19 protein-coding genes are annotated in these 25255 nt (G+C 72.7%); 13 read left to right on the plus strand and 6 right to left on the minus strand.

Annotated elements, in window-relative coordinates; all coding sequences use genetic code 11:
* Positions 1-147: 147 nt before the first annotated feature.
* Positions 148-1587, plus strand: a complete 1440-nt coding sequence (locus tag ACFV88_RS17045) for a gamma-aminobutyraldehyde dehydrogenase (RefSeq protein WP_385491607.1) — start codon at positions 148-150, stop codon at positions 1585-1587.
* Between the two features lie 58 nt (positions 1588-1645).
* Here the strand turns inward: ACFV88_RS17045 and ACFV88_RS17050 are convergent, their stop codons facing one another.
* From ACFV88_RS17050 to ACFV88_RS17060, 3 genes are all read right to left on the minus strand, one after another.
* Positions 1646-2812, minus strand: a complete 1167-nt coding sequence (locus tag ACFV88_RS17050) for a serine hydrolase domain-containing protein (protein WP_385491610.1) — start codon at positions 2810-2812, stop codon at positions 1646-1648.
* Between the two features lie 97 nt (positions 2813-2909).
* The gene (locus ACFV88_RS17055) at positions 2910-3689 is read right to left on the minus strand and encodes a glycerophosphodiester phosphodiesterase (protein WP_385491613.1); all 780 of its coding nucleotides are present in this window, start codon (positions 3687-3689) and stop codon (positions 2910-2912) included.
* A 128-nt stretch (positions 3690-3817) separates the two neighbouring features.
* Entirely contained in the window at positions 3818-4918 is a 1101-nt protein-coding gene (locus ACFV88_RS17060; RefSeq protein ID WP_385491616.1) for an adenosine deaminase, read from the minus strand.
* Positions 4919-4986: 68 nt separating this feature from the next.
* Here ACFV88_RS17060 and ACFV88_RS17065 point away from each other — a divergent pair, with 68 nt between their 5' ends.
* Positions 4987-5694 carry a hypothetical protein gene (locus tag ACFV88_RS17065; protein WP_385491618.1) on the plus strand — a complete coding sequence of 236 codons (708 nt, stop codon included), beginning with the start codon at positions 4987-4989 and terminating at the stop codon, positions 5692-5694.
* On the opposite strand, the gene ACFV88_RS17070 is transcribed toward ACFV88_RS17065, so the two are convergent.
* Entirely contained in the window at positions 5660-6322 is a 663-nt protein-coding gene (locus ACFV88_RS17070) for an NADAR family protein (RefSeq protein WP_385491803.1), read from the minus strand. The two genes, ACFV88_RS17065 and ACFV88_RS17070, sit on opposite strands and share 35 nt — an antisense overlap.
* Before the next feature lie 256 nt (positions 6323-6578).
* On the opposite strand from ACFV88_RS17070, the gene ACFV88_RS17075 reads away from it, so the two are divergent.
* From ACFV88_RS17075 to ACFV88_RS17110, 8 genes are all read left to right on the plus strand, one after another.
* The gene (locus ACFV88_RS17075; protein ID WP_385491621.1) at positions 6579-8102 is read left to right on the plus strand and encodes a gamma-aminobutyraldehyde dehydrogenase; all 1524 of its coding nucleotides are present in this window, start codon (positions 6579-6581) and stop codon (positions 8100-8102) included.
* A 72-nt stretch (positions 8103-8174) separates the two neighbouring features.
* A complete protein-coding gene (locus tag ACFV88_RS17080; protein ID WP_385491624.1) occupies positions 8175-9416 on the plus strand; it encodes a spermidine/putrescine ABC transporter substrate-binding protein in 1242 nt (413 codons plus the stop codon).
* A 97-nt stretch (positions 9417-9513) separates the two neighbouring features.
* Positions 9514-10713 carry an ABC transporter ATP-binding protein gene (locus tag ACFV88_RS17085; protein ID WP_385491627.1) on the plus strand — a complete coding sequence of 400 codons (1200 nt, stop codon included), beginning with the start codon at positions 9514-9516 and terminating at the stop codon, positions 10711-10713.
* Between the two features lie 47 nt (positions 10714-10760).
* Entirely contained in the window at positions 10761-11663 is a 903-nt protein-coding gene (locus ACFV88_RS17090) for an ABC transporter permease (RefSeq protein ID WP_385491806.1), read from the plus strand.
* Positions 11663-12463 carry an ABC transporter permease gene (locus ACFV88_RS17095; protein ID WP_385491630.1) on the plus strand — a complete coding sequence of 267 codons (801 nt, stop codon included), beginning with the start codon at positions 11663-11665 and terminating at the stop codon, positions 12461-12463. Before ACFV88_RS17090 ends, ACFV88_RS17095 begins: the two co-directional genes overlap by 1 nt.
* A 30-nt stretch (positions 12464-12493) precedes the next feature.
* Positions 12494-13912, plus strand: a complete 1419-nt coding sequence (locus ACFV88_RS17100; protein ID WP_385491633.1) for an NAD(P)/FAD-dependent oxidoreductase — start codon at positions 12494-12496, stop codon at positions 13910-13912.
* A 158-nt stretch (positions 13913-14070) separates the two neighbouring features.
* Complete coding sequence (locus ACFV88_RS17105; protein WP_385491635.1) at positions 14071-14529, plus strand: hypothetical protein; 459 nt, start codon at positions 14071-14073, stop codon at positions 14527-14529.
* Between the two features lie 193 nt (positions 14530-14722).
* A complete protein-coding gene (locus tag ACFV88_RS17110) occupies positions 14723-16567 on the plus strand; it encodes a chitinase (protein ID WP_385491638.1) in 1845 nt (614 codons plus the stop codon).
* 19 nt (positions 16568-16586) lie between these two features.
* Here ACFV88_RS17110 and ACFV88_RS17115 read toward each other — a convergent pair whose 3' ends face one another.
* Complete coding sequence (locus tag ACFV88_RS17115; RefSeq protein ID WP_385491640.1) at positions 16587-17204, minus strand: phosphatase PAP2 family protein; 618 nt, start codon at positions 17202-17204, stop codon at positions 16587-16589.
* Positions 17205-17588: 384 nt separating this feature from the next.
* The gene (gabT, locus tag ACFV88_RS17120; RefSeq protein WP_385491642.1) at positions 17589-18923 is read right to left on the minus strand and encodes a 4-aminobutyrate--2-oxoglutarate transaminase; all 1335 of its coding nucleotides are present in this window, start codon (positions 18921-18923) and stop codon (positions 17589-17591) included.
* Between the two features lie 374 nt (positions 18924-19297).
* On the opposite strand from gabT, the gene ACFV88_RS17125 reads away from it, so the two are divergent.
* The 3 genes from ACFV88_RS17125 to ACFV88_RS17135 all read left to right on the plus strand — a co-directional run bounded on the left by ACFV88_RS17125 (position 19298) and on the right by ACFV88_RS17135 (position 25131).
* A complete protein-coding gene (locus ACFV88_RS17125) occupies positions 19298-21712 on the plus strand; it encodes an ATP-binding protein (RefSeq protein WP_385491644.1) in 2415 nt (804 codons plus the stop codon).
* A 145-nt stretch (positions 21713-21857) separates the two neighbouring features.
* Positions 21858-23537, plus strand: coding sequence for a PucR family transcriptional regulator (locus ACFV88_RS17130; protein WP_385491647.1), 1680 nt, complete (start codon positions 21858-21860; stop codon positions 23535-23537).
* 148 nt (positions 23538-23685) lie between these two features.
* The gene (locus tag ACFV88_RS17135) at positions 23686-25131 is read left to right on the plus strand and encodes an aldehyde dehydrogenase family protein (protein WP_385491650.1); all 1446 of its coding nucleotides are present in this window, start codon (positions 23686-23688) and stop codon (positions 25129-25131) included.
* The last annotated feature ends 124 nt before the right edge of the window (positions 25132-25255 follow it).

A 25255-nucleotide genomic window follows, 5' to 3' on the forward strand; every position in this document is an offset into this window, starting at 1 on the left:
AAATTCGTTGTTATGAGCTTTCATCTGCACGGATTTCGTAGTCATCCGTAGCCAGGTATGTTGAAAGCGTCAGTCGCTGACTAGCATCGGACACAGGTGGGTGTCTCACCCACCGGACACCTGACCATCTGACTGGAGGGCCTGGCAGTGAGCACCCAGCTGCGTCGTCTGCGCAACTACATCGACGGAGAATTCCGGGACGCCACCGACGGACGGACCACTGAGGTGGTCAACCCCGCCACCGGCGAGGCGTACGCGACCGCCCCGTTGTCCGGCCAAGCGGACGTCGACGCCGCGATGGCCGCCGCCGCGGCGGCCTTCCCGGCCTGGCGGGACCTGACGCCGAGCGAACGGCAGAAGGCCCTCCTCAAGATCGCGGACGCGGTCGAGGAGCGGGGCGAGGAACTGATCGCCGCCGAGGTCGAGAACACCGGCAAGCCGATCGGTCTGACCCGCTCCGAAGAGATCCCGCCCATGGTCGACCAGATCCGGTTCTTCGCCGGCGCGGCCCGCATGCTCGAAGGCCGCTCGGCCGGCGAGTACATGGAGGGCCTGACCTCGATCGTCCGCCGCGAGCCCATCGGCGTCTGCGCCCAGGTCGCGCCCTGGAACTACCCGATGATGATGGCCGTGTGGAAGTTCGCCCCGGCGCTCGCCGCGGGCAACACCGTCGTCCTCAAGCCGTCCGACACGACCCCCGCGTCGACCGTGCTGCTCGCCGAGATCATCGGCTCCGTCGTGCCCAAGGGCGTCTTCAACGTCGTCTGCGGCGACCGCGACACCGGCCGCGCCATGGTCGAGCACCCCACCCCTGCGATGGCGTCCATCACCGGTTCGGTCCGCGCCGGCATGTCCGTCGCCGAGTCCGCCTCCAAGGACCTCAAGCGGGTCCACCTGGAGCTCGGCGGCAAGGCGCCCGTCGTGGTCTTCGAGGACACCGACATCCCCAAGGCCGTCGAGGACATCTCCACCGCGGGCTTCTTCAACGCCGGCCAGGACTGTACGGCCGCCACCCGCGTCCTCGTCCACGAGTCCATCCACGACGAGTTCGTGGCCGCCCTCGCCAAGGCCGCCTCCGAGATCAAGACCGGTCAGCCCGACGACGAGGACGTCCTGTACGGGCCGCTGAACAACCCGAACCAGCTGGCGCAGGTCTCCGGGTTCATCGAGCGGCTGCCCGCGCACGCCAAGGTGGAGGCCGGCGGCCGGCGCGTCGGCGACAAGGGCTACTTCTACGCCCCCACCGTCGTCTCCGGTCTGAAGCAGGACGACGAGATCATCCAGAACGAGGTCTTCGGCCCCGTCATCACCGTCCAGCCCTTCATCGACGAGGCCCAGGCCGTCGCGTACGCCAACGGCGTCGACTACGCCCTCGCCTCCTCCGTGTGGACCAAGGACCACGCCCGCGCCATGCGGATGTCCAAGGTCCTCGACTTCGGCTGCGTGTGGATCAACACCCACATCCCGCTCGTCGCCGAGATGCCGCACGGCGGGTACAAGAAGTCCGGCTACGGCAAGGACCTCTCCGCGTACGGCTTCGACGACTACACGCGCATCAAGCACGTGATGACCTCGCTGGACGGCTGACCGTCCCGCCCTCCCGGACCCCCGCGGCGTGCTCGGCACGCCGTGGGGGTCCGGCCCGTCAGGGGGTGAACGCGGCCAGCCCGATGGCCAGGGCGGTCGCACTCATGTCGGGCCCCTTCGCGTCCGTGCTGGTGACCGAGTGCACCAGGGTCCGGGACCGGTCCTCGCTCACGGCGACCATCGTGTGGTACCCGTGGCGTCCGCCCGTCTTCAACCACACCTTCGGCCCGCCCGGCACGGCGAACAGCTGGAAGCCCGCGCTCATCGACGCGCCCTTCGGGTCCTTCACCTCGGGCAGCGTGAACATCTCCGTCAGCTGCGGCTCGGGGGCCACCTTCCCCCGCACCAGCGCCTTCATCAGCCGTTCCAGGTCGGCGGTCGTGGAGATCATGTCGCCCGCCGCGAAGCGGTCGTACTGGTTCCAGCGCGTCACGTCGACGTACCCGGTCGTCCCGTCCGCCTTCCGCACCTTCTGGTAGCCCCGGTTGTGCGGGCCGCGGATCTCCGGGTCGCTGCCCGGGAAGTAGGTGTTCCGCATCCCCAGCGGACCGAAGATCCGCCGCTGCGCCTCCCGGGCGAACGGGCGGCCCGTCACCTCCTCGACGAGCATGCCGAGGATCGTGTAGTGGATGTTCGCGTACCGCTGGGCGTCGCCCGGATCGTGCGCGGGCCCCTTGGCGATGCCCGCGGCCACCACCGCGCGGTAGTCCAGCGTGTCCAGCCGCCCCGCGTACTCCTCGTCCCAGGTCTTCGGCGGAGCGTCCGCCGACTGGATGCCGCTGGTGTAGGTCAACAGGTGCCGCACGGCCACCGGTTCGAAGGTCGACGGCAACAGGTCGGGGAGGTAGCGCTGCACCGGGGCGTTCAGGTCGATCCGCCCCTCGGCGGCCAGTTGGAGCACCAGGGCACTGGTGACGACCTTGGTGGTGGACCCGGCGCGGAACCGCCCGTCGCGCAGGGCCGCGCGCCCCGACTCCAGGTCCCGGACGCCCGCCGAGCCCCGCCACACCGCATCGCCGCCCACCCGGACCTGGGCCGAGGTCGCGTCCGCGTTCGGCAGGCCGGCGATGGCCGCGCGCAGCGCCGTCCGGTTGAGGTCGTCGTGCGCGGTCGTGGTCGAGGCGGCCGGGGCAACCGGCGCGGCCACGGCGGGCGCGGCCAGCGCACCGGAGACCAGTGCGGTGACGAGGGCGGCGGCGACGGCCGCGGAACGGGTCCGGTTCATGGTGTCCTCTGGTGACTGCTCGGTGATCGACCACTTCAGTCTCTTCGGCCCGCGGCGCCCCCGCCTCGTCATCGGGGAGGGGTCCGACCCCTAGAACCTAAGAGGCAACCTCGGGGTTTCCACTGAGAGATGAGGGCCCGTCAGTCGGGGCTCGGCGGGCGGTCCGGGCCCGCACCGGGACGGCCGGGCCCCGGGAGCCGGAGGCGCGCAGGGCGGTGAGGGTGGCGACGCGGTTGGTGGTGATCGAGTCGACGCCCGCCGCGAGCAGCCGCCGCATGGACCGGCGGGTGTCCGGCGTCCACACCGACAGCAAGTGGCCGCCCTCGTGGACCCGCTCGGCGAGCGCCCGGTCGACCAGCCCGAAGCGGTAGTTGAGCCAGCGCGGTCGCACCGCGTCGAGCAGCGCGGGCCGGGGCGGGGCGAGGGTCGTCCAGGTGAGCGCGATCTCGGCGGCGGGGTCGGCCGCCCGGACGGCGAGCATGGTGCGCGCCCCCGCGCAGTAGTACACGCGGTCGGCGGCCCCGCAGTCCCGGATCACGCCCATGATCCGGCGGGCCGCGGCGGGCGAGGCGCCGGGCAGGTCGACCATCACCCGGACCCCGTCGGTCGCGGCCAGCGCGTCGACCAGGGTCGGCACCCCACCGGCGGTCAGCTCCCGCAGCTCCTCGGCCCGCAGACCGTCCAACGGGCGGTCGTGCCCCCACAGTCGGGTGAGGGTCGCGTCGTGCAGCAGGACCGGCACCCCGTCCCGGGTGAGCCGGACGTCGATCTCCACGGCGTCCGCCCCGAGCGCGAGCGCGGAGCGCAGCGACGGCAGGGTGTTCTCACGGACCCGGTACGGGTCGCCGCGGTGGGCGACGGTGGTGACAGCGCGCATGGGGACATTGTGCGCGAGGCCCGCACCGGCGCGCCGCCCACCCCGCAACGGGCCGGTGCGGTACGCGTGTTCCGCACCGCCCGCCCCTTGCCGTTCACCGACCGCGGGAGGTCACCGACTGCGGGAGGTCACCGTGCGCGCCAGGCAGCCGTGTACGCGTCGATCTCGCCGTTCAGCCGGGCCTTGCCCGCGGGGTCGAGGAACGAGGCCTCGACGGCGTTCTTGGCGAGGTCCGCGATCCCCCGCTCGTCGAGGTCGAGCAGCCGGGCCGCCACGCCGTACTCGCTGTTGAGGTCCGTGCCGAACATCGGCGGGTCGTCGGAGTTGATGGTGACCAGGACGCCGGCCTCCACCATCGCCGCGAGCGGGTGCTCCGCCAGGCTGGGCACGGCACGGGTCGCGACGTTCGACGTCGGGCACACCTCCAGGGCGATCCGGTGCTCGGCGAGGTGCGCGAGCAGCGCCGGGTCCTGGGCGGCGCTGGTGCCGTGGCCGATCCGCTCGGCGCCCAGCTCGCGCAGCGCGTCCCAGACGGTCTCCGGGCCGGTGGTCTCGCCGGCGTGCGGCACGGAGTGCAGGCCGGCCGCGATCGCCCGGTCGAAGTAGGGCTTGAACTGGGGCCTCGGCACCCCGATCTCCGGTCCGCCGAGCCCGAACGACACCAGTCCCTCGGGCCGCAGCCCGTCGGTGACGGCGAGTCGGACGGTCTCCTCGGCCGCCGCGAGACCGGCCTCGCCGGGAATGTCGAAGCACCAGCGCAAGGTGACGCCCAGCTCGGCCTCGGCGGCCTTGCGGGCGTCCTCGATGGCGGCCATGAACTCCCGCTCGTCGATGCCGCGCCGGACCGAGGAGTACGGGGTGATGGTCAGCTCCGCGTACCGGACGTTCTGCCGTCCGAGGTCACGCGCCACCTCGTAGGTCAGCAGCCGGACGTCCTCGGGGGTGCGGACCAGGTCCACGACCGACAGGTAGACGTCGATGAAGTGGGCGAAGTCGGTGAAGGAGAAGTAGTCCGCCAGGGCCTCGGGGTCCGTGGGCACCTTGGAGTCGGGGTGCCGGGCGGCCAAGGTGGAGACGATGCGGGGGGAGGCTGAGCCGACGTGGTGCACGTGCAGTTCGGCCTTCGGCAGCCCTTCGATGAAGGCGTGCAGATCGGTCAAGGGGTCCTCCCCGGGAAGGGCGCCGCGGACGGCGCGGGTGATCGGCTGATCGGTGGTGCGCCCGTTCATCGTAGGCGGCGGGGGCGGGTCCGCGCCGGGTCGTACCATGACCGGATCGGTGACGGAGGGGGCGGACGATGTCCGAGGAGCGACGGGACGCGGGACGGGAACCGGGGGAGCCGGGTGACCGGCCGGTCGGGCCCGCCCCGGGCGACGCCGGGGACCCGGACGGTACGACGTCCGGTGCCGCCCCCGCCGACCCCTGGGTGCTTGCCCGGGACCGCCGGTCCCCCGCGGACCGGCTGCCCCCGGGCACACCGGCCGCGCAGCCCCCCGAGCACACCGGCCCGGCGGCGGACCCCTTCGCGACCCCGCCCCCGGCGCAGGACACCGTCCACGCGTTTGTGCCCGTGTCGTACGCCCCGCTGCCGGCCCACGGCACGCCGCACTCCGGCCCCGTGACGAGACCCGTGCCGCCCCCGCCGCTGGGCCCCGAAGGCCCGGGCGCACCGCCGGCGCCGTATCCGTTCCCCGGCGCCCATCCGCCGCCCGTGCACCCCTACGCCCCGGGGCCGGGGTGGCGTGCCTTCCCACCGCCCCCGAACAACAGCTTCGGACTGACGGCACAGATCCTCGGCATCGTCTCGCTGGGCGTGTGGCTCTGGCCGGTGACCCTGGTGACGGGCGTCCTGGCGCTGGTCTACGGGGGTCTCGCCCGGTCGCGGGTGGCCAAGGGCCTGTCCACCAACCCGGGGCAGGCGCGGGCCGGGATGATCTGCGGAGCGGTCGGCCTGCTCCTCGCCGTCGGCCTCACCGTCGCGATCGTCCTCGTCGAGGGCCGCTGACCCCGCCCGACCCGTCCGGGCCCGATCCGTCCCCGTCCGACCTGCCGGCTCGGCCCGCCCCGGCGGCTCGGCGCAGTTCCGTGCGGGCACGCATCAGGGCGAAGCCCAGCAGGTTGAGCCCCGGCCACTGCCGGGGGTCGCTCGCGCGTGCCTCGTCCGCGGTGAGGCCGATGCCCCAGATCCGGTCGTGCGGGCTCGCCTCCACCAGCACCCGCGAGCCCGTGGCGAGCAGGAACCGGCTCAGGGCCGGGTGCTGACCGAACTTGTGGACGTTGCCCTCCACCACCAGGGCGAGCCGCTGCCCGACCCAGAGCGCCTCGTCGAAGTTCCGCACCCGCCGGCCGGCTGCCTTCGCCCCGCCGGGATGCGTTGCCGTCAGGGCCGCCCGCTCGGCTTCCGGGTCGTCGAACAACCGGGCCTTCGCGGCCATCATCCAGTGCTCCGCGGTGGCGTAGGTGACGCCCTCCACCGAGAACGGCGACGGATACCACTGACTCAGACAACTCCGGTCCGCTCCGTTCGCCACGGAGGGTCGGTGGCCCCAGAAATACAGGTACTCCACGGGAATTCCGGAGGCCGTCGCCGCTCGTAGTTCCTCCCGGTCCCGAAGGTCGGGCAGGGACGTCATCGGTCGGCGGTCGGATCTCTGCTGACCTGCGCGCATCTCGTGTTCCCCCATGCACGCCACCCTCCCACGCACCACGGACAATCCGTCCTGGGTTTTTCCGCTGGACTCGACAGGTGGTCGACAGATTCCGTCGCGTAACCAAAAGGCAACAACGGAATCACTTGTTGGCGTTCGGGGCCCATGTCAGGATCGGCACTCAAATCGAGCCGAAGCTACGCCGGGCCCCGGTTAACGGGCGACGGCGGAGGAGAGTGCCATGCACCACCCGGGCCACCGCTTCGAGGCACAGGACCGTTTCGCCGAGGGCGCCCAGCACATCGGGGGCCGTCCGACGAAGGGCACCTCAGGGCGTACCCACACCGTCGTCGACCCCGCCACGGGGGACGCGGTGTACACGTACGAACTGGCGGGCGCCGCGGACGTCGACGCCGCCGTCGAAGCGGCCGGGCGGGCCTTCCCCGCCTGGGCGGGCGCCACCCCCGGTGAGCGTTCCGACGCCCTGCACCGCTTCTCCTCCGTCCTCGCCGAGCGCGCCGACGAACTCGCCCGGGCCGAGTCCCTCCAGTGCGGCAAACCGATCAAGCTGACCCGGGAGTTCGACGTCCCCGGCACGATCGACAACGCCGCCTTCTTCGCGGGCGCCGCCCGGCACCTCCAGGGGCAGTCGGCGGGCGAGTACTCCAGCGACCACACCTCGTACGTGCGCCGGGAGCCCATCGGCGTCGTCGGCTCCATCGCGCCCTGGAACTATCCGCTCCAGATGGCCGCCTGGAAGGTGCTCCCGGCGATCGCCGCGGGCAACACCATCGTGCTGAAGCCCGCCGAACTCACCCCGCTGACCTCGCTGATGTTCGCCGAGGCGGCCGTCGAGGCCGGCCTCCCCGACGGCGTCGTCAACGTCGTCACCGGATCGGGTCGCGAGGCGGGCGAGCACCTGGTGGGCCATCCGGGCGTGGCGATGACCTCGTTCACCGGCTCCACCGCGGTCGGCAAGCGGGTCGCGGAGATCGCCACGAGCACCGTCAAGCGCCTCCATCTGGAGCTGGGCGGCAAGGCGCCCTTCGTGGTCTTCGACGACGCCGACCTGGAAGCCGCCGTGCACGGAGCGGTCGCCGGGGCGCTGATCAACAGCGGACAGGACTGCACGGCCGCCACCCGCGCCTACGTGCAACGCCCGCTGTACGAGGCGTTCATCGCCGGGGTCGCCGACCTGATGGTCACCGTCCGGCTCGGCGACCCGTTCGACCGGGCCACCGACATGGGCCCCCTGGTGTCGCACGCGCACCGCGACCGGGTCGCCGGGTTCGTCACCCGGGCCCGCGGTTACGCCCGGGTGGTGACCGGCGGCGAGGCCCCCGGCGACGACCTGTCGAGCGGCGCCTTCTACCGGCCGACCCTGATCGCGGACGCCCCCCAGGACAGCGAGATCGTCCAGGCGGAGATCTTCGGACCGGTCCTGGTCGTCGTCCCGTTCGACGAGGACGACGAGGGCATCCGACTCGCCAACGACACCCCGTACGGGCTCGCCGCCTCCGCGTGGAGCCGGGACGTGTACCGGACCCACCGCGCGACCCGCGAGATCCAGGCGGGCTGCGTCTGGATCAACGACCACATCCCGATCATCAGCGAGATGCCGCACGGCGGGTACCGGGCGTCCGGCTTCGGCAAGGACATGTCCGCGTACTCCTTCGAGGAGTACACCCAGATCAAGCACGTCATGTTCGACAACACCGCGGTGGCCAGGAAGGACTGGCACCGCACGGTCTTCGGAGACCGGTAAGTCCATCGGCACCGCCGGGGCCGGCCGCTCGGCGCGACCGGCCCCACCCCTGACGAAAGGGGCACCACGCGCATGCAGTACGAGCCAGAATCCCTCTCCCCGGCGCAGGTGGCCGCCATGCGCCGCAGCCTGCGGGGCGGCAGGGCCGCCCTCTCGCGCCGCACCCTGCTGCGCGCCTCGACCGGGGGAGCGCTCGCCGCGGGCGGCGTCGCCGCGCTGAGCGGCTGCGGCATCCCCCCGGCGGCCAAGCCGCAGGGGATCAGCTCCGAGGACCACTCGGACCGGGAGAAGCGGGTCGTCTTCTCCAACTGGACCGAGTACATGGACGTCGACGAGAGCGGCAAACGGCGGCCCACCCTGGACGCGTTCCGCGAGCGCACCGGGATATCCGTCAAGTACACCGAGGACATCAACGACAACGTCGAGTTCTTCGGCAAGGTCAAGCCGCAGCTCGCCGCCGGGCAGGACATCGGGCGGGACCTGATCAACGTCACCGACTGGCTGGCCGCCCGGCTGATCCGCTTCGGCTGGGTGCAGAAGCTCGACCCCGCCAACCTGCCGCACGCGTACGCCAACCTCTCCCAGCAGTTCCGCAGCCCCGACTGGGACCCCGGGCGGGCCTACTCGTACCCGTGGACGGGCATCCCGGCGGTCATCGCGTACAACAAGAAGGCGCTCGACGGGCTGGAGGTGCGGTCCCTGAGCGACCTGCTGGACCAGCCGAAGCTCAAGGGCCGCATCTCGCTGCTGTCGGAGATGCGGGACACGATGGGGCTCGCGCTGCTCGACCTGGGCAAGGACCCCGGCAAGGTCACCGACGACGACTTCGACGCGGCGATCGCCCGGGTGCAGAAGGCCGTCGACAAGGGCCAGGTCCGCCGGTTCACCGGCAACGACTACACGTCCGACCTGTCGAAGGGGGACATCGCCGCGTGCGTGGCCTGGGCGGGTGACGTCGTCCAGCTCCAGGCCGACAACCCGGACATCGACTTCGTCATCCCCGACAGCGGCTACATGATCGCCACCGACAACCTGCTGATCCCCAACAAGGCACGCCACAAGCGCAACGCCGAGCGGCTGATCGACTACTACTACGAGCCGGGGCCCGCCGCCCGACTGGCCGCGTACATCAACTACGTGTGCCCCGTCGACGGCGTCAAGGCCGAGCTGGCGAAGATCGACCAGGGCGCGGCCGACAACCCGCTGATCATCCCCGACCGGGAGATGGCGTCGAAGTCGCACTCCTTCCGGTCGCTGTCCTCCAAGGAGGAGACGGCGTACGAGGAGAAGTTCGCCAAGTTGACCGGCGCCTGACCGCCGTACGGCACACGTGTCACCCGGGCGGCCCGCCCGGTCCCACCCCGGTACCCCGCCTCCTGGCCCCCTCGTCCCTCGACCCCCGGGATCCACCATGACGACCGAACACGGCGGCGACGTCCGCCTCACCGGGATCAGCAAGTCGTACGGCTCCTCCATCGCCGTGCACCCCCTCGACCTCACGGTGCCGCAGGGCTCCTTCTTCGCGCTGCTCGGCGCCTCCGGCTGCGGCAAGACCACCACCCTGCGGATGATCGCGGGGCTGGAGGAGCCCACGACCGGCACCGTCCTCCTCGGCGACCAGGACGTGACCGCGCTGCCGCCCTACAAGCGGCCGGTGAACACGGTCTTCCAGTCGTACGCGCTCTTCCCGCACCTCGACATCTTCGAGAACGTGGCCTTCGGGCTGCGCCGGCGGGGCGTCCGATCGGTACGGGGGCAGGTCGAGGAGATGCTCGACCTGGTGCAGCTGGGGGACTTCGCCCGCCGCAAGCCGCACCAGCTCTCCGGCGGGCAGCAGCAGCGCGTCGCCGTGGCCCGGGCGCTCATCAACCACCCCAAGGTGCTGTTGCTCGACGAGCCGCTGGGCGCCCTCGACCTGAAGCTGCGCCGGCAGATGCAGCTCGAACTCAAGCGCATCCAGACCGAGGTCGGCATCACCTTCGTGCACGTCACCCACGACCAGGAGGAGGCCATGACGATGGCCGACACCGTCGCGGTGATGAACCAGGGCCGGGTGGAGCAGCTCGGCGCCCCCGCCGACCTGTACGACCTGCCGCGGACGCCGTTCGTCGCCAACTTCCTCGGCACCTCCAACCTCATCGGGGCGTCCGTCGAGGCCCGTGACGGCGACGACCTCGTGGTCCGGGCGGCGGAGGGCACGCTGCGGCTGCCGGCGGCGCGCTGTCCGGACCGGGTCGCCCCGGGCCGGAAGGTGCTGGTCGGCATCCGGCCGGAGAAGATATCCCTCACGCACGCCGAGGACGCCGACAGCACGGCCGGGGCCGGGGTCGCGGCCGGTCGCAACCGGGTCACCGGGACGATCGCCGCGACCAGCTTCATCGGGGTGTCCACCCAGTACCTGGTCGACAGCCCCGACGCGCCCGCCGGTTCGCGCCTGGAGGTGTACGTCCAGAACGTGGAGCGGGACGCGCGGCTGGTGCCCGGCGCGCGGGTCGTCCTGCACTGGAACCCGGCGCACACCTTCGGACTGGACGCCGACGAGGGTGCCGCGAGCGCGGGCGCGGGCGTCGAAGGTGTCGAGGGCGGCGCTCCGGCGGGGGAGGCAGCGTGACCGCCGTCGCCGACACCACCGAGGAGCCCACCGCGCCCGAGGCGTCCGTGGAGACCGGGGCCGGAGCTCCGCCGCCCCGGCGCCGCAGGCGCGGGCGGCTGGTCCCGTACTGGCTGCTGCTGCCCGGCGTCCTGTGGCTGCTGGTGTTCTTCGTGCTGCCGCTGGTCTACCAGGCGTCGACCTCCGTGCAGACGGGCTCCCTCGAAGAGGGCTTCGAGGTCACCTGGCACTTCGCGACCTACTGGGACGCGCTCACCGAGTACGGTCCGCAGTTCCTGCGCTCGGTGCTGTACGCGGGCTCGGCGACGGTGCTGTGCCTCCTGCTCGGCTACCCGCTGGCGTACCTGATCGCCTTCCGCGCCGGCCGCTGGCGCAACGTGGTCCTCGTCCTGGTGATCGCCCCCTTCTTCACCAGCTTCCTGATCCGCACCCTGGCCTGGAAGACGATCCTCGCCGACAGCGGACCCCTGGTCGAACTCCTGGGCACCCTGCACGTCCTGGACGTCACCAGCTGGCTGGGGATGACGGACGGCGACCGGGTGCTGGCCACGCCGCTCGCGGTGATCTGCGGGCTGACCTACAACTTCCTCCCGTTCATGATCCTCCCGCTGTACACCTCCCTGGAACGGATCGACGGGCGGCTCCACGAGGCGGCGGGCGACCTGTACGCGCGGCCGTTCACCACCTTCCGCAAGGTGACGTTCCCGCTGTCGATGCCGGGCGTGGTCTCCGGCACGCTCCTCACCTTCATCCCGGCGTCCGGCGACTACGTCAACGCCGACCTCCTCGGTTCCACCGACACCCGGATGATCGGCAACGTCATCCAGACCCAGTTCCTGCGCGTGCTCGACTACCCGACGGCCGCCGCACTGTCGTTCCTGCTGATGGCCGCGATCCTCGTCGTGGTCACCCTCTACATCCGCAAGTCCGGGACGGAGGACCTGGTCTGATGAGCCTCCTGCGTTGGATCCGCCGCCACCTCGTCGTCCTCGCCGGACTGCTGACCCTCGGCTACCTGCTGCTGCCGAACGTCATCGTCACGGTGTTCTCCTTCAACCAGCCGAAGGGCCGCTACAACTACGAGTGGCAGAACTTCTCCACCGAGGCGTGGCAGGACCCCTGCGGGGTCGCCGACCTGTGCGGCTCGCTGTCGCTCAGCCTCCAGATCGCCGCCTGGTCGACCCTCGCCGCCACCGCACTGGGCACGATGATCGCGTTCGCGCTGGTCAGGTACCGGTTCCGGGCGCGGGGCGCGATCAGCTCGCTGATCTTCATGCCGATGGCGATGCCCGAGGTCGTCATGGCCGCCTCGCTGCTGACGCTCTTCCTGAACATGGGGGCCGAGCTCGGTTTCCGGACGGTGCTCATCGCGCACATCATGTTCTGCCTGAGCTTCGTGGTGACCGCCGTCAAGGCCCGGGTCATGTCCATGGACCCCCGCCTCGAACAGGCCGCGCAGGACCTGTACGCCGGCCCCGTCCAGACCTTCCTGCGGGTGACGCTGCCGATCGCCGCCCCCGGCATCGCGGCGGGCGCGCTGCTCGCCTTCGCCCTGTCCTTCGACGACTTCATCATCACCAACTTCACCGCGGGCTCCACCGTCACGTTCCCGATGTTCGTCTGGGGCTCGGCACAACGCGGAACGCCCGTTCAGATCAATGTCATCGGCACGGCCATGTTCCTGATCGCCGTACTGTTCGTGCTGATCGGCATGGTGATCAGCAATCGCCGCCGCAAGCGGCTGTCATGACCGGTACCACCCTGGTAGGGAGTTGACATCATGGCCGCAGGCGCCATGAACCGCTGGACCGCGTCGCTCGCCGACGCCCGCCCCGTGTCCTTCTGGCTCGACGACCCGGGCCGCCCCCCGGCGCTGCCCGCGCTCACCGGCACCGAACAGTGCGACCTGCTCGTGGTCGGCGGCGGCTACAGCGGTCTGTGGACCGCACTGCTCGCCAAGGAACGCGACCCCGACCGGGACGTCGTCCTGATCGAGGGCCGCGAGGTGGGCTGGGCCGCGTCCGGCCGCAACGGCGGCTTCTGCGCCGCCTCGCTCACCCACGGCCTGGACAACGGACTGAGCCGCTGGCCCCACGAGATCGGCACCCTGGAGAAGCTCGGCGCCCGCAACCTCGACGAGATCGAGGCGGCCGTCGCCCGCTACGGCATCGACTGCGAGTTCGAGCGGACCGGTGAGATCGACGTCGCCACCGAGCCGTACCAGGCCGAGGAACTGCGCACCTGGCACCAGGACGTGCGGCGCCAGGGCCTCGGGGACGGCATCGAGTTCCTGGACGAGGAGGCCGTGCGCGCCCAGGTCGACTCGCCGCTCCTGCGCGCCGGGGTCTGGGACCGCGACGGGGTGGCGATGCTGCACCCCGCGAAACTGGTGTGGGGCCTCAAGGCGGCCTGTCTGTCCCTGGGCGTGCGCATCCACGAGCGCACCCCCGCCCTGTCCCTGGTGCGCCGGGGCGCCGGCATGGGCGTGCGCACCCCGTACGGCAGGATCCTCGCCCGCCAGGTGGCCCTGGGCACCAACGTGTTCCCGTCGCTGGTCAAGCGGGTGCGCCCGTACGTCGTACCGGTGTACGACTACGCGCTGATGACCGAGCCGCTGACCCCGGAGCAACGCGCCTCGATCGGTTGGCAGGGCCGGCAGGGGCTCGGCGACACCGCCAACCAGTTCCACTACTTCCGGTTGACCGCCGACGACCGCATCCTGTGGGGCGGCTACGACGCGATCTACCCGTACGGCGGACGGGTGCGCACCGAGTACGACGAACGGCCCGAGACGTACGCCCGGCTCGCCCAACACTTCTTCGGCTACTTCCCGCAGCTCGAAGGGGTGCGCTTCAGCCATGCCTGGGGCGGGGCGATCGACACCTGCTCCCGGTTCTCCGCCTTCTTCGGCACCGCCCACGAAGGACGGGTCGCCTACGCGGCCGGGTACACCGGGCTCGGCGTCGGCGCCACCCGCTTCGGCGCCGACGTGATGCTCGACCTGCTCTCCGGCGAACGCACCGAGCGTACCGAACTGGAGATGGTCCGCAAGAAGCCGCTGCCGTTCCCGCCCGAACCCTTCGCCTGGACGGGCATCGCCCTCACCAAGTGGTCCCTGGCCCACGCCGACCGCAACGAGGGCCACCGCAACCTGTGGCTGCGGACCCTGGACCGACTGGGACTCGGGTTCGACAGCTGAACCGGACCCCCGCGCCCCCGCCCCCACCCCGGGGCGGGGGTGCTGTGACACAGCTCACTACCAGCAAGTAGCGTCGACTCGCGTAATGCGCGCGCCCCCTCCTCCTCTCCTCACCGGCCGCACCGTGCGGCCCCGTGAGGACAACGGAGGACACGACTATGACCGGGCCCTTGCCCAAGTCCGCTGTGGAATGGCTGGTGTCGGCGGCGCCCGCCCCCGACGACTGCCGCCGGGAGTGGGAACGCAACCCCCTCGGGGTCACCCTGCTCCCGGCGGGGCGCCTGTGGGACGTGCTCATCCTGCCGGGCGAACTCGGCTATCCCACCCTCGACGTGCTCACCCGCGTCCTCGACCGTCCGGGACCCGTGCTCGCCGACTTCGGCGACCTGCGCACCGGCTTCTTCGTCCCGCCCGGCACGGCCACCCGTTGGCTCGGCACGGGGGTGCGCGGCGCCGGCAGGGGCACCTGGATCGTCGTGCCCTACCCGGGGCGGGCCACCGGCAAGGTGCGCTGGCTGATCCCCCCGGACGGCCGCGGCACCCTCACCGACCCCACGCTGCTCGAACTCGCCATGCACGAGGCGGCGGCGATCCGCGCCCGCGGGGCCGGCGACTGAGGTCGGCGCGCCGCCCGGCGCGGACGAAGGGCACCCGTGACGGCACCGGCGGCGGCGTCGGAAGCGTCCGGGGAGCCCGGTGAACGCGACGGATCGTCGCGAGAGGTCTTGACAACGGAATTGGTCTGAACCAAGTTGAGCGCGCTCCACGACACACTTCCTGCTTCACCTTCCCCCATATCCGGAGGATGTAGTGGAACGCACCAGACGACGCGTACGTCCCCCCGTACGCGGATTCCGTCCCAGACTCCTCGCCGTGCTCGCGGCCCTCGTCCTGGCCGTCCTGCCCGGCATCACCATCACGTCATCGGTCGCCCGTGCGGCCGATGCCGACCTCGCCCGCAACGGCGGCTTCGAAACCGGCCTCGACGGCTGGAACTGCTCCGCGGGCAGCGGAGCCACCGTCACCACCCCCGTCCGCACCGGGGCCTCAGCACTGCGCGCCACCCCGTCGGGCGGCGACAACGCCCGCTGCTCCCAGACCGTCACCGTGAAGCCCGACTCCCAGTACACGCTCGGCGGCTACGTCCGGGGCAGCTACGTCTACCTCGGCGTCACGGGCACCGGCGGCCCCTCGGGCGATGGCTTCAGCTGGACGCAGTCCGCCACCGACTGGCACCCCCTCGGCCACACCTTCCGCACCGGACCCACCACCAACAAGATCACCATCTACACCCACGGCTGGTACGGAACGCCCGCCTACCACGCCGACGACATCACCCTCGTCGGTCCCGCCGTCGACCCGGGCCTGCCGCCGCCCACCCCCACGGGCCTGACGGCCGCTTCGGTCAGCGCCCAGTCGGCCACCATGACCTGGAACGCCGTCCCGGGCGCCACCAGCTACCACCTCTACGTCAACGGCCAACGGGCCCAGACCGTCACCGGCACGACCACGCGCACCACCCTCGGCGGGCTCACCCCCAACACCACCTACCTCGTCACCGTCACCTCGGCCAACGACGCCGGGGAGTCACCGCGGGCGGTGGCGGTCACGGTGAACACCACCGTCGGCGAACCCGACGCCCTGCCGGCCAAGGCCCTGGTCGGCTACCTCCACGCGAGCTTCGCCAACGGCGCCGGATACGTCCGCATGGCCGACGTCCCCGACAGCTGGGACGTCATCCACCTCGCCTTCGGCGAACCCACCTCCGTCACCTCCGGCGACATCCGCTTCAACCGCTGCCCGGTGGCCCAGTGCCCGAACGTCGAGAGCGACGCCGAGTTCAAGGCCGCCATCAAGGCCAAGCAGGCCCAGGGCAAGAAGGTCCTCATCTCCATCGGCGGCCAGAACGGCCAGGTCCAGCTGAACTCCACGTCCGCGCGGCACGCGTTCGTCACCTCCGTCTCGAAGATCATCGACGAGTACGGCCTCGACGGACTCGACATCGACTTCGAGGGCCACTCGCTGTCCCTGAACGCCAACGACACCGACTTCAAGAACCCCACCACCCCGGTGATCGTCAACCTGATCCAGGCCATCAAGACCCTCAAGGCCAAGTACGGCGCCAAGTTCGTGCTCACCATGGCCCCCGAGACGTTCTTCGTGCAGCTCGGCTACCAGTACTACGGCACCGGGCGCTGGGGCGGTCAGGACCCGCGGGCGGGCTCCTACCTGCCCGTGATCCACGCCCTGCGCGAGGACCTCACCCTGCTCCACGTCCAGGACTACAACTCCGGCTCGATCATGGGCCTGGACAACCAGTACCACTCGATGGGCGGCGCGGACTTCCACATCGCCATGACGGACATGCTGCTCACCGGCTTCCCGGTCGCGGGTGACACGGCCAACGTGTTCCCGGCCCTGCGCCCCGAGCAGATCGCCATTGGCATGCCCGCCTCGGTCAACGCGGGCAACGGCCACGTCTCGTCGGCGGAGGTCAACAAGGCCCTCGACTGCCTCACCAAGGGCGCCAGCTGCGGCACCTACCGGACGCACGGCGTCTGGCCGAAGCTCCGCGGCCTGATGAGCTGGTCCATCAACTGGGACCGGCACAACAACACCGATTTCTCCCGCAACTTCGACACCTGGCGCCGCTGATCGCCCGGCCCGCCGGACCTCATCCGTCCGGCGGGCCACCCCGCCCGCGCCACCACAGCGCGAGCCCCGCCAGCAGCGCACCGCACAGCGCCCAGCTCCCGACCACGTCCAGCGGCCAGTGGTAGCCGCGGCGCACCAGCCCGTACCCCACCCCCGCGTTCAGGACGAGACAGCCGACCACCAGCCACCGCCGCGGCCACGCACCGCGCACCCGGGGCAGCAGGAGCAGCACCGCCGCCCCGTACCCGACCACCGCCGTCGCGGTGTGCCCCGACGGGTAGAAGCCGGTACCGGCCATCGAGGGCGGGCCGGGCCGCGCGATCCACGCCTTCAACGGCAGCACCAGCAGCGGCACCAACGCCAACAGCACCAGCGCCGACGCGGGCCCCGCCCACCAGCGCACCACCCCCGCGGTGCGCGCCCGCCACCCCGCCCACCCGGCGACCAGCACCAGCACGGGCAGCACGACGGCCACCGACCCGAGGTCGGCGAGGAGCTCGGCGGCCCCGGCCGGCAGTCCGCCGGACCTCAGCCGGGCGGCCAGCGCCACGTCCCGGGCGAGCAGCGGCCCCCGTGCGGCGACCTGCCAGGTGACGAGGGCGAAGAGGACGACCAGCGCCGCACCCGGCGCGCCCACGGCGATCGGGAACGCACTCGGCCGCCTCGGAACACGGGGGGTGATTCCGAGGCGGCCGACAGGACCGGCAGGCCGGGCGCCCCGGGGGGTGTGGGGCGGACGGCCGTCCGATCGGTGAGGAGTCCCGGGGCCCGAAGCCCCGGTGGAGTGCGCGAGACCACCACCTGCACGTGACTGGGGAGGCCGCGTACCGGATTCGCCCGGGGACCGCCCCGGGCACGGTGGTTCACTCATCCCGTCCGAACCTACGCCAGGGGGTGCCGTCGCGACAGCGCGAACGGCACCCCGTCATGGGCCCCGCACACCTTCTTCACAGCCTCTGCCGTTCGGGGCGGTGCGGGGGTGGGCGGCGGTGCGCCCCGCTCGGGCGCACCGTGATCCGCATCAGATGCGGGTGAACGCACCCTCAAGGATGTCCAGGCCCTCGTTCAGCAGGTCCTCGCCGATCACCAGCGGCGGCAGGAAGCGCAGGACGTTGCCGTACGTGCCGCAGGTCAGCACGAGCAGGCCCTCCGCGTGGCACGCCTTGGCCAGGGCGCCCGCCGCCTCGGCGTGCGGCTCCTTCGTGGTGCGGTCCTTGACCAGCTCGATCGCGATCATCGCGCCGCGACCGCGGATGTCCCCGATGATGTCGAACTTCTCGGCCATCGCGGCGAGGCGGGCCTTCATGACCTCCTCGATGCGCCGGGCGCGGGCGTTGAGGTCCAGCTCCTTCATCGTCTCGATCGCGCCGAGCGCACCCGCGCAGGCCACCGGGTTGCCGCCGTAGGTGCCGCCGAGGCCGCCCGCGTGCGCGGCGTCCATGATCTCGGCACGGCCCGTCACCGCGGCCAGCGGCAGACCACCCGCGATGCCCTTCGCGGTGGTGATGAGGTCCGGGACGATGCCCTCGTCCTCACAGGCGAACCACTGCCCCGTCCGGCAGAAGCCGGACTGGATCTCGTCCGCCACGAACACGATGCCGTTCTCCGAAGCGAACGAGCTGATCGCCGGGAGGAAGCCCTTCGCGGGCTCGATGAAGCCGCCCTCGCCGAGCACCGGCTCGATGATGATCGCCGCGACGTTGTCCGCGCCGATCTGCTTGGTGATCCGGTCGATCGCCTCGGCAGCGGCCTCCCGGCCGGCGTTCTCCGGCCCGGTCGGCCAGCGGTACGCGTACGCCACCGGCACCCGGTACACCTCGGGCGCGAACGGGCCGAAGCCGTTCTTGTACGGCATGTTCTTCGCGGTCAGCGCCATCGTCAGGTTGGTCCGGCCGTGGTAGCCGTGGTCGAACACGACGACCGCCTGGCGCTTGGTGTGGGCACGGGCGATCTTGACGGCGTTCTCGACGGCCTCGGCACCCGAGTTGAACAGGGCGGACTTCTTCGCGTGGTCACCCGGGGTCAGCTCGGCGAGCGCCTCGGCGACGGCCACGTACCCCTCGTACGGGGTGACCATGAAACAGGTGTGGGTGAAGTCCGCGAGCTGTGCGGACGCCCGCCGCACCACGGCCTCGGCGGAGGCGCCGACACTGGTCACGGCGATGCCGGAACCGAAGTCGATCAGCCGGTTGCCGTCGACGTCCTCGATGATGCCGCCACCCGCGCGGGCCGTGAAGACCGGGAGCGTGGAGCCCACACCCGCCGCGACCACGGCGTTGCGCCGGGCCTGGAGTTCCTGGGACTTCGGGCCGGGAATGGCGGTGACGACGCGGCGCTCCTGCGGCAGTGCGGTCATGGCGGGCTCCTGGGGTGTCACGGGCGCGCGGGGCGCGAATGCGGTCGGGACCGGGGGCCCCGGCCGGTCCGCAGGCTCGCGCGGTACCGGTGGGCGGGGCTCCGGCGTCTCACCGGGTGTCCCGGTGTTCTTCGGTGTGCTCGGGGGTTCCTCCGCAGGCTAGGGCCGGTGCACGGGGGCCGGCATGCTCCATGCGGGAGTTGTTCGGACGGGCGATTGTCCGCCATGGACATACTCCCCCGGGGAGCACCCGCGGGCGCGTCGAACGGCGCCGTCCCGGCCCGGCAGGCGCGTAACCGGTGAAGTACCCCCTCAGGGGCACTAGATTGACGCCCGGAACGCACGGGACCGGCAGGTCAGGGGGCAGAGGTCCAATGGAACGCGACGGACACGACGGCGGCGAGGGAACCCGGGACGCGCGCGGCACGCACGCGACGCCCCTGCCACGTCCGGCACAGCCGCCCTCCGTACCGCCGGGCGCGGCTCCGGGGGCGGTACCGGGGGCGCACTCCGGCGACGCGGGCACGGCACCGGTTCCGCCCACGGGACCCTCCGTGGGCGGTGGCCCGGACCCGCACGGGCCGTACCCCGGCGCGCACGGCCCGTACCCCGGCGTGCAGGGTCCGTACCAGGGAGCGCAGGGCACGTACTCCAGCGCCCCTCAGCCCGGTGAGCCCCCGCACGGCGGACCCCCGCGCCTCGGCGTCCCCCCGGTGCCGCCCCGCCCGGCCACGGTGCCCGGCGAGGTCCCGCACCCCACCGGACCAGCGCCGCAGCCCGACGGCCACGGCTTCCTCCGGTGGCTCAGGACCCCCCGTCCCGAGGCCGCGCCCGGCGTCTGGCGCTTCGACCACACCCCGCGCCCCGACGAGGAACCCGAGCTGACACCGGCCCGCCAACTGTTCAGCGGGGCGCTCATCGCCCTCCTGGTCGGCTGGCTCCTCTGGTCACTGCTGTGGAACAACTACCTCGGCGGCTACTGGATGTGGCCCTACTACCTGCTCACCCCCGAGGAATGGACCGGGTCGTCGAACAGCCCCGCCGAGGGGCAAGCCGTGTTCATCACCTCCACCCTCTACTACCTGCTAGTCGGGGGCGGCATCCTGGCCACCGCCGCCCGGATGGGGCGCTGGGCCGAGATCTGGCGCCGCTACCTCGCCCCCCGACTGCGCCGCACCGCCCCCGAACCGGGCGCCCCGGCCACCGCCGAGGAGGACCCCGCCGAGTGGCCCCAGCTGCGGGCCGCCGGCCTCACCGCCGCCGCCGACCGGCTCGCCGCCGACGCCCGCACCGGACTGATGCGCGACGTCGACCACACCCGGATCGCCCGTGCCTGGCAGGGCGTCCGCGGCGGTCGGCACAGCATGGCCGACTTCACCGCCGCCGTGACCCGGCAGGGCGCCGCCGCCTGTCTGCACCCGTCCGGCGAACGCGACCTGCCGGGCCGCGCGGCCCGGCACGACCTGCTCACCGGACAGGTCCGCATCGGCACCACCGCCGACGACCCCCGCAACCCCTACCGGTTCCGGGGCGTCGGCCTCGGGCTCGGCCCCGACCTGCTGGGCACCTCGCTGCTCGCCGTCGGCCCGGCGGGCTCCGGCAAGACCGGCCACCTCGTGTGGCCCGTCGCCGAGTCGCTGTGCCTCCAGGCACTCACCGGGCGCGCCGCCGTCGTCGTCATCGGGGCCGCCGGCACCGGACTCGGCGCCGCCGACGGATACGACGTCGTCATCCGCATTGGCCAGCCCGACTCCGTCTACGACCTCGACCTGTACGGGGGCACCACCGACCCCGACGAGGCCGCCGCGGTCCTCGCCGAGGCCCTGGTCGGCGACCTCGCCGAACCGCACGCCGGCGCCGACACCCGCCGCTCCACCACCGTCCTCGCCCAACTCCTCGGCCCCTTCCAGGCCGTCCACGGCCGGTTCCCCGCCGTCCCCGAACTGCGCGGCCTCCTCGACGGGGCACCCGGCCCGCTCGGGGAACTGCGCCGCGCCCTGACCGACGCCGGACAGCAGGCCATGCTGCGCGAGCTGGACGCCCGGGAACGGCAACTCGCCCACCCCGGTGACGTCGGGGGCGTCCTCGCCGACCGGATCGCCCTCCTCGACCGTCCCGCGTTCGCGTCGTTCTTCGACACCAAGGGCGCCGGCCGGCCCTTCTCGCTGCGCGCGCTCGACCATCCCGTGCGGGTCCGGATCGACCTGCCGCGCCGCGGCCACGCCGACGCCTCGAAGATCATCGCCAGGCTGGTCCTCGCCCAGTTCACCGCGTCCGTCGCCGCCCGCGAGGACCGCTCCCTCTTCGCCTGCCTGGTCCTCGACGACGCCACCGGGGTGATCACCCCCGAGGCCGTGCGCGGACTCCAACGACTGCGCTCCGGGCACGCGGGGGTCGTCCTCACCCTGCGCACCCTCGACGACGTGCCCCGCCCGCTGCGCGGCCCGCTGCTCGGCGCGATCGGCTGCCGGATGGCGCTGTCCGGACTGACCCCCTGGGACGGCCAGGACTTCGCCGAGGTCTGGGGCAAGGAGTGGACCGAGGCCCGTGACGTCACCGACCGGCAGATCATCGCGGAGACCCCGCTCGGCAAGACCGCCCACGCCCTGCGCCGGGTGATCACCGGGCGCGCCCCCACCGCGCGGGCCGTCACCGTGCGGCAGGTCGAACGCGAGCGCTGGTCCGCCTCCGAACTCGCCCACGGGGTGCCGCCCGGGCACGCGGTGCTCTCCTTGACGACCGTCCGCGGCGAGCACGCGCCACCCCTCCTGGTGGACCTGCGCGGGTGAACCCTTCGCTACGGTGAGGCAGAATCGACAGGGACCGTTCCCCCGGAGCGGCCAACCACCCGCTCCGCGGCCCCGCCGCCCCCGTCCGCCCCGCTGACCGGCCCGGACGGTGACGCCGCCCGCCCTCCGGCCGCCTGAAGGTCCCATGCCCCCGACGCTCGCCTCCCTCGTCCAGCACTCCGCGCTCAAGCTCACGGTCCGGGCGGGCGAGGAGCGGCTGGACACCCCCGTCCGCTGGGCGCACGTCAGCGAACTGGCCGACCCCGTGCCGTACCTGGAGGGCGGCGAGCTGCTGCTGATCACCGCGCTGAAGCTCGACGCGGAGGACCCCGAGGAGATGCGCCGGTACGTACGCCGGCTCACCCGCGCCGGAGTCGTCGGCCTGGGCTTCGCGGTGGGCGTCCACTACGACGACGTCCCCGAAGCCCTGCTCGACGCCGCCCGAGCCGAGCACCTGCCGCTGCTCGCGGTACCCCGCCGCACCCCGTTCATCGCCATCAGCAAGGCCGTCTCCGAGGCCATCGCCCGCGAGCAGTACCGCGCCGTCACCGCCGGCTTCGCCGCCCAACGCGAACTGACCCGGCGGGCCCTCACCGACGGGCCAGAGGGCGTCCTCGCCGGCCTCGCCGCGCAGGTCGACGGCTGGGCCGCGCTCTACGACGCGACCGGCGCCGTGGTCGCCGCGGCACCCGGCTGGGCCAGCCGCCGGGCCGCCCGGCTCACCCCCGACGTGGAGCGGCTGCGCCAGGGCGCCGCCACCGCCAGTGCGGTCGTCGGCGCTGCCGAGGACCGGGTCGAACTCCACGCCCTGGGCACCGGACGCGGACCCCGTACGGCCCTCGCCGTGGGCACCGCGTCGCCGCTCGGCACCGCCGACCGGTACGCCGTGCACTCCGCCATCGCCCTGCTCACCCTCACCACCGAACGCTCCCGCGCCCTGCACGCCGCCGAGCAGCGCATCGGCGCCGCGGTCCTGCGGATGCTCCTCGCCGGCGAACCCGGCCACGCCCGGGCCGTCGCCGGGGACCTGTACGGGGCGCTGCTCGACGTCCCGTTCCGCTTCGTCGTCGCCGAACCGGCCTCCACGAGCGCCCCGGCCGATCCGGAGACAGCCGCGGCGGGGGAGGGCGCATCCGGGCAGGGCGCACCGGGGCAGGGCGCACCGGCGGAGGCCGACCCGCTCGCCGAACTCGCCGAAGCGGTGGAGTCCGCGGCGGCCCGGGCCGGCGAAACGGTGCTGGTCGTCCCGGAGGCGGCCCCCGACCCCACCCCCGACGGTCCGCTGCGCCGGCTGGTCATGGTCCTCGCGGACGGCGGAGCAGCCGAGGCCGAGTGCACCGCGCACACCGCCGGGGCGCCCCCCGGCGACGGCGAGGCCGGTGGCGACCGCGACCCGACCCGTCCCGTCGCCGGGGTGTCCGCACCCACCGGGCCCGAAGGCGCGGTCGGCGCCCACCAGCAGGCCCGACGGGCCCTGTCCGTCGCCCGGCGGCTAGGCCGCGGCCACATCGCGTTCGACGAGGTCGCCGCCGGGTCCCTGGTGACCCTGCTCTCGGACGACGCGGTGCAGGCGTTCGCCGACGGGCTGCTGCGCGGACTGCGCGAACACGACGCCACCGGACGCGGGGACCTCGTGGCCTCGCTGCGCGCCTGGCTGTCCCGCCACGGACAGTGGGACGCCGCCGCGGCCGACCTCGGGGTGCACCGCCACACCCTGCGGTACCGGATGCGCCGGGTCGAGGAGATCCTGGGCCGCTCGCTCGACGACCCGGACGTTCGCATGGAGCTGTGGCTCGCCCTGAAGACCGCCGAATCACCCGACTGAGCCGGCCCCGCGAGCACCACGGCCCCTGCGACGAAGTGGTGCACGCGTTCGGAGATTCCGTACGCGGCGGACAAAGGCCGCGCCGGCCGGTGCGCCCTACCGTGGGTGAGGACACCGCACCGCGACAGGGAAGGGCCGGACTCCGGACATGACCTCCACCCACGCCTTCTGGCTGGCCGGCCGCCAGGCCACCGGCGACACCACGTTCGACGTCACCTCCCCGTGGGACAACCGCGTGGTGGGCACGGTATCCGTCCCCACCGACGCCCAGGTCGAAGAGGCCGTGGCCCGTGCGCACGCGTCCCTGGAGGACTTCGCCGCCACCCCCGCCCACACCAGGGCCGCGGCGCTCCTCCACGTCTCCCAGCGGTTGACCGAGCGCACCGAGGAGATCGCCCAGCTGATCTCCGCCGAGAACGGCAAGCCCATCAAGTGGGCCCGCGGCGAGGTCGGCCGCGCCGTCTCCGTCTTCCGCTTCGCCGCCGAGGAGGCCCGCCGCTTCAACGGGGGCGAGGCCCAGCGCCTGGACACCGACGCCGGCGGCCAGGGCCGACTGGCCCTCACCCGTCGCTTCCCCAAGGGCGTCGTCCTCGGGATCGCCCCGTTCAACTTCCCGCTGAACCTCTGCGCCCACAAGGTCGCCCCCGCGATCGCCGCCGGCGTCCCGATCATCCTCAAGCCCGCCCCGGCGACCCCGCTGTCCGGCCTGGTCCTGGGCGAGCTGCTCGCCGAGACCGAGCTGCCCGAGGGCTCCTGGTCGATCCTCCCGGTCACCAACGACCGCATGCCCGCCCTGGTGCAGGACGAGCGGCTGCCCGTGATCTCCTTCACCGGCTCCGAGACCGTCGGCTACGCGATCATGGACTCCGTGCCGCGCAAGCACTGCACCCTGGAGCTGGGCGGCAACGGCGCCGCCGTCGTCCTCGCGGACTGGTCCAGCGACGCGGACCTCGACTGGGCCGCCCAGCGCATCGCGACCTTCTCGAACTACCAGGGCGGCCAGTCCTGCATCTCGGTGCAGCGCGTGATCGCCGACGCCGCGGTGTACGACCGGCTCGTCCCGCGCATCGTCGCCGCGGTCGAGGCCCAGGTCACCGGCGACCCCTCCGACGCCGGCACCGACGTCGGCCCGCTGGTCAGCGAGGACGCCGCCAAGCGCGTGGAGTCCTGGGTCGACGAGGCCGCCGCCGCGGGCGCCGAGGTCCTCACCGGCGGTGGGCGCGACGCCGCGTCCTACGCCCCGACCGTCCTCGCCTCCCTGCCCGACCAGGTCACCCTCGCCCGCGAAGAGGTCTTCGGACCCGTCCTCGTGGTGCAGAAGGTCGACGGCGAGGCCGCGGCGTTCGCCGCCGTCAACTCCTCCAAGTACGGGCTCCAGGCCGGCGTCTTCACGCACGACGTGCAGGCCGCGTTCCGCGCGCACCGCGCCCTGGAGGTGGGCGGCGTGATCATCGGCGACGTGCCCTCCTACCGTGCGGACCAGATGCCGTACGGCGGCGCCAAGCTCTCCGGCGTCGGCCGTGAGGGCGTCCGCTACGCGATGGACGACTACACCTACGAGCGGGTCCTCGTCCTCACCGGACTCGCCCTCTGACCCCGGGGCGGCCCACCCCGGCCGTCCCGCCCCCACCGGACCCCCTGGTCGGCGGACCAGGAACACCGGTGAGCCCGTCCCGGAGCCCTCTGTGCGGAGGCTCCGGGACGGGCTTTTTCTGCTC

The sequence above is a fragment of the Streptomyces sp. NPDC059816 genome (assembly GCF_042732055.1).
Lineage (GTDB): Bacteria > Actinomycetota > Actinomycetes > Streptomycetales > Streptomycetaceae > Streptomyces.

Excerpts from the sequence above, each read along its gene's own strand:
- ACFV88_RS17105 (WP_385491635.1), top strand. The coding sequence starts at position 14,071 with ATGACCGGGCCCTTGCCCAAGTCCGCTGTGGAATGGCTGGTGTCGGCG.
- ACFV88_RS17060 (WP_385491616.1), bottom strand. The coding sequence starts at position 4,918 with ATGAACGGGCGCACCACCGATCAGCCGATCACCCGCGCCGTCCGCGGC.
- ACFV88_RS17135 (WP_385491650.1), top strand. The coding sequence starts at position 23,686 with ATGACCTCCACCCACGCCTTCTGGCTGGCCGGCCGCCAGGCCACCGGC.
- ACFV88_RS17085 (WP_385491627.1), top strand. The coding sequence starts at position 9,514 with ATGACGACCGAACACGGCGGCGACGTCCGCCTCACCGGGATCAGCAAG.
- ACFV88_RS17100 (WP_385491633.1), top strand. The coding sequence starts at position 12,494 with ATGGCCGCAGGCGCCATGAACCGCTGGACCGCGTCGCTCGCCGACGCC.
- ACFV88_RS17130 (WP_385491647.1), top strand. The coding sequence starts at position 21,858 with ATGCCCCCGACGCTCGCCTCCCTCGTCCAGCACTCCGCGCTCAAGCTC.
- ACFV88_RS17055 (WP_385491613.1), bottom strand. The coding sequence starts at position 3,689 with ATGCGCGCTGTCACCACCGTCGCCCACCGCGGCGACCCGTACCGGGTC.
- ACFV88_RS17125 (WP_385491644.1), top strand. The coding sequence starts at position 19,298 with ATGGAACGCGACGGACACGACGGCGGCGAGGGAACCCGGGACGCGCGC.
- ACFV88_RS17050 (WP_385491610.1), bottom strand. The coding sequence starts at position 2,812 with ATGAACCGGACCCGTTCCGCGGCCGTCGCCGCCGCCCTCGTCACCGCA.
- ACFV88_RS17070 (WP_385491803.1), bottom strand. The coding sequence starts at position 6,322 with ATGACGTCCCTGCCCGACCTTCGGGACCGGGAGGAACTACGAGCGGCG.
- ACFV88_RS17095 (WP_385491630.1), top strand. The coding sequence starts at position 11,663 with ATGAGCCTCCTGCGTTGGATCCGCCGCCACCTCGTCGTCCTCGCCGGA.
- ACFV88_RS17080 (WP_385491624.1), top strand. The coding sequence starts at position 8,175 with ATGCAGTACGAGCCAGAATCCCTCTCCCCGGCGCAGGTGGCCGCCATG.
- ACFV88_RS17075 (WP_385491621.1), top strand. The coding sequence starts at position 6,579 with ATGCACCACCCGGGCCACCGCTTCGAGGCACAGGACCGTTTCGCCGAG.
- gabT (WP_385491642.1), bottom strand. The coding sequence starts at position 18,923 with ATGACCGCACTGCCGCAGGAGCGCCGCGTCGTCACCGCCATTCCCGGC.
- ACFV88_RS17065 (WP_385491618.1), top strand. The coding sequence starts at position 4,987 with ATGTCCGAGGAGCGACGGGACGCGGGACGGGAACCGGGGGAGCCGGGT.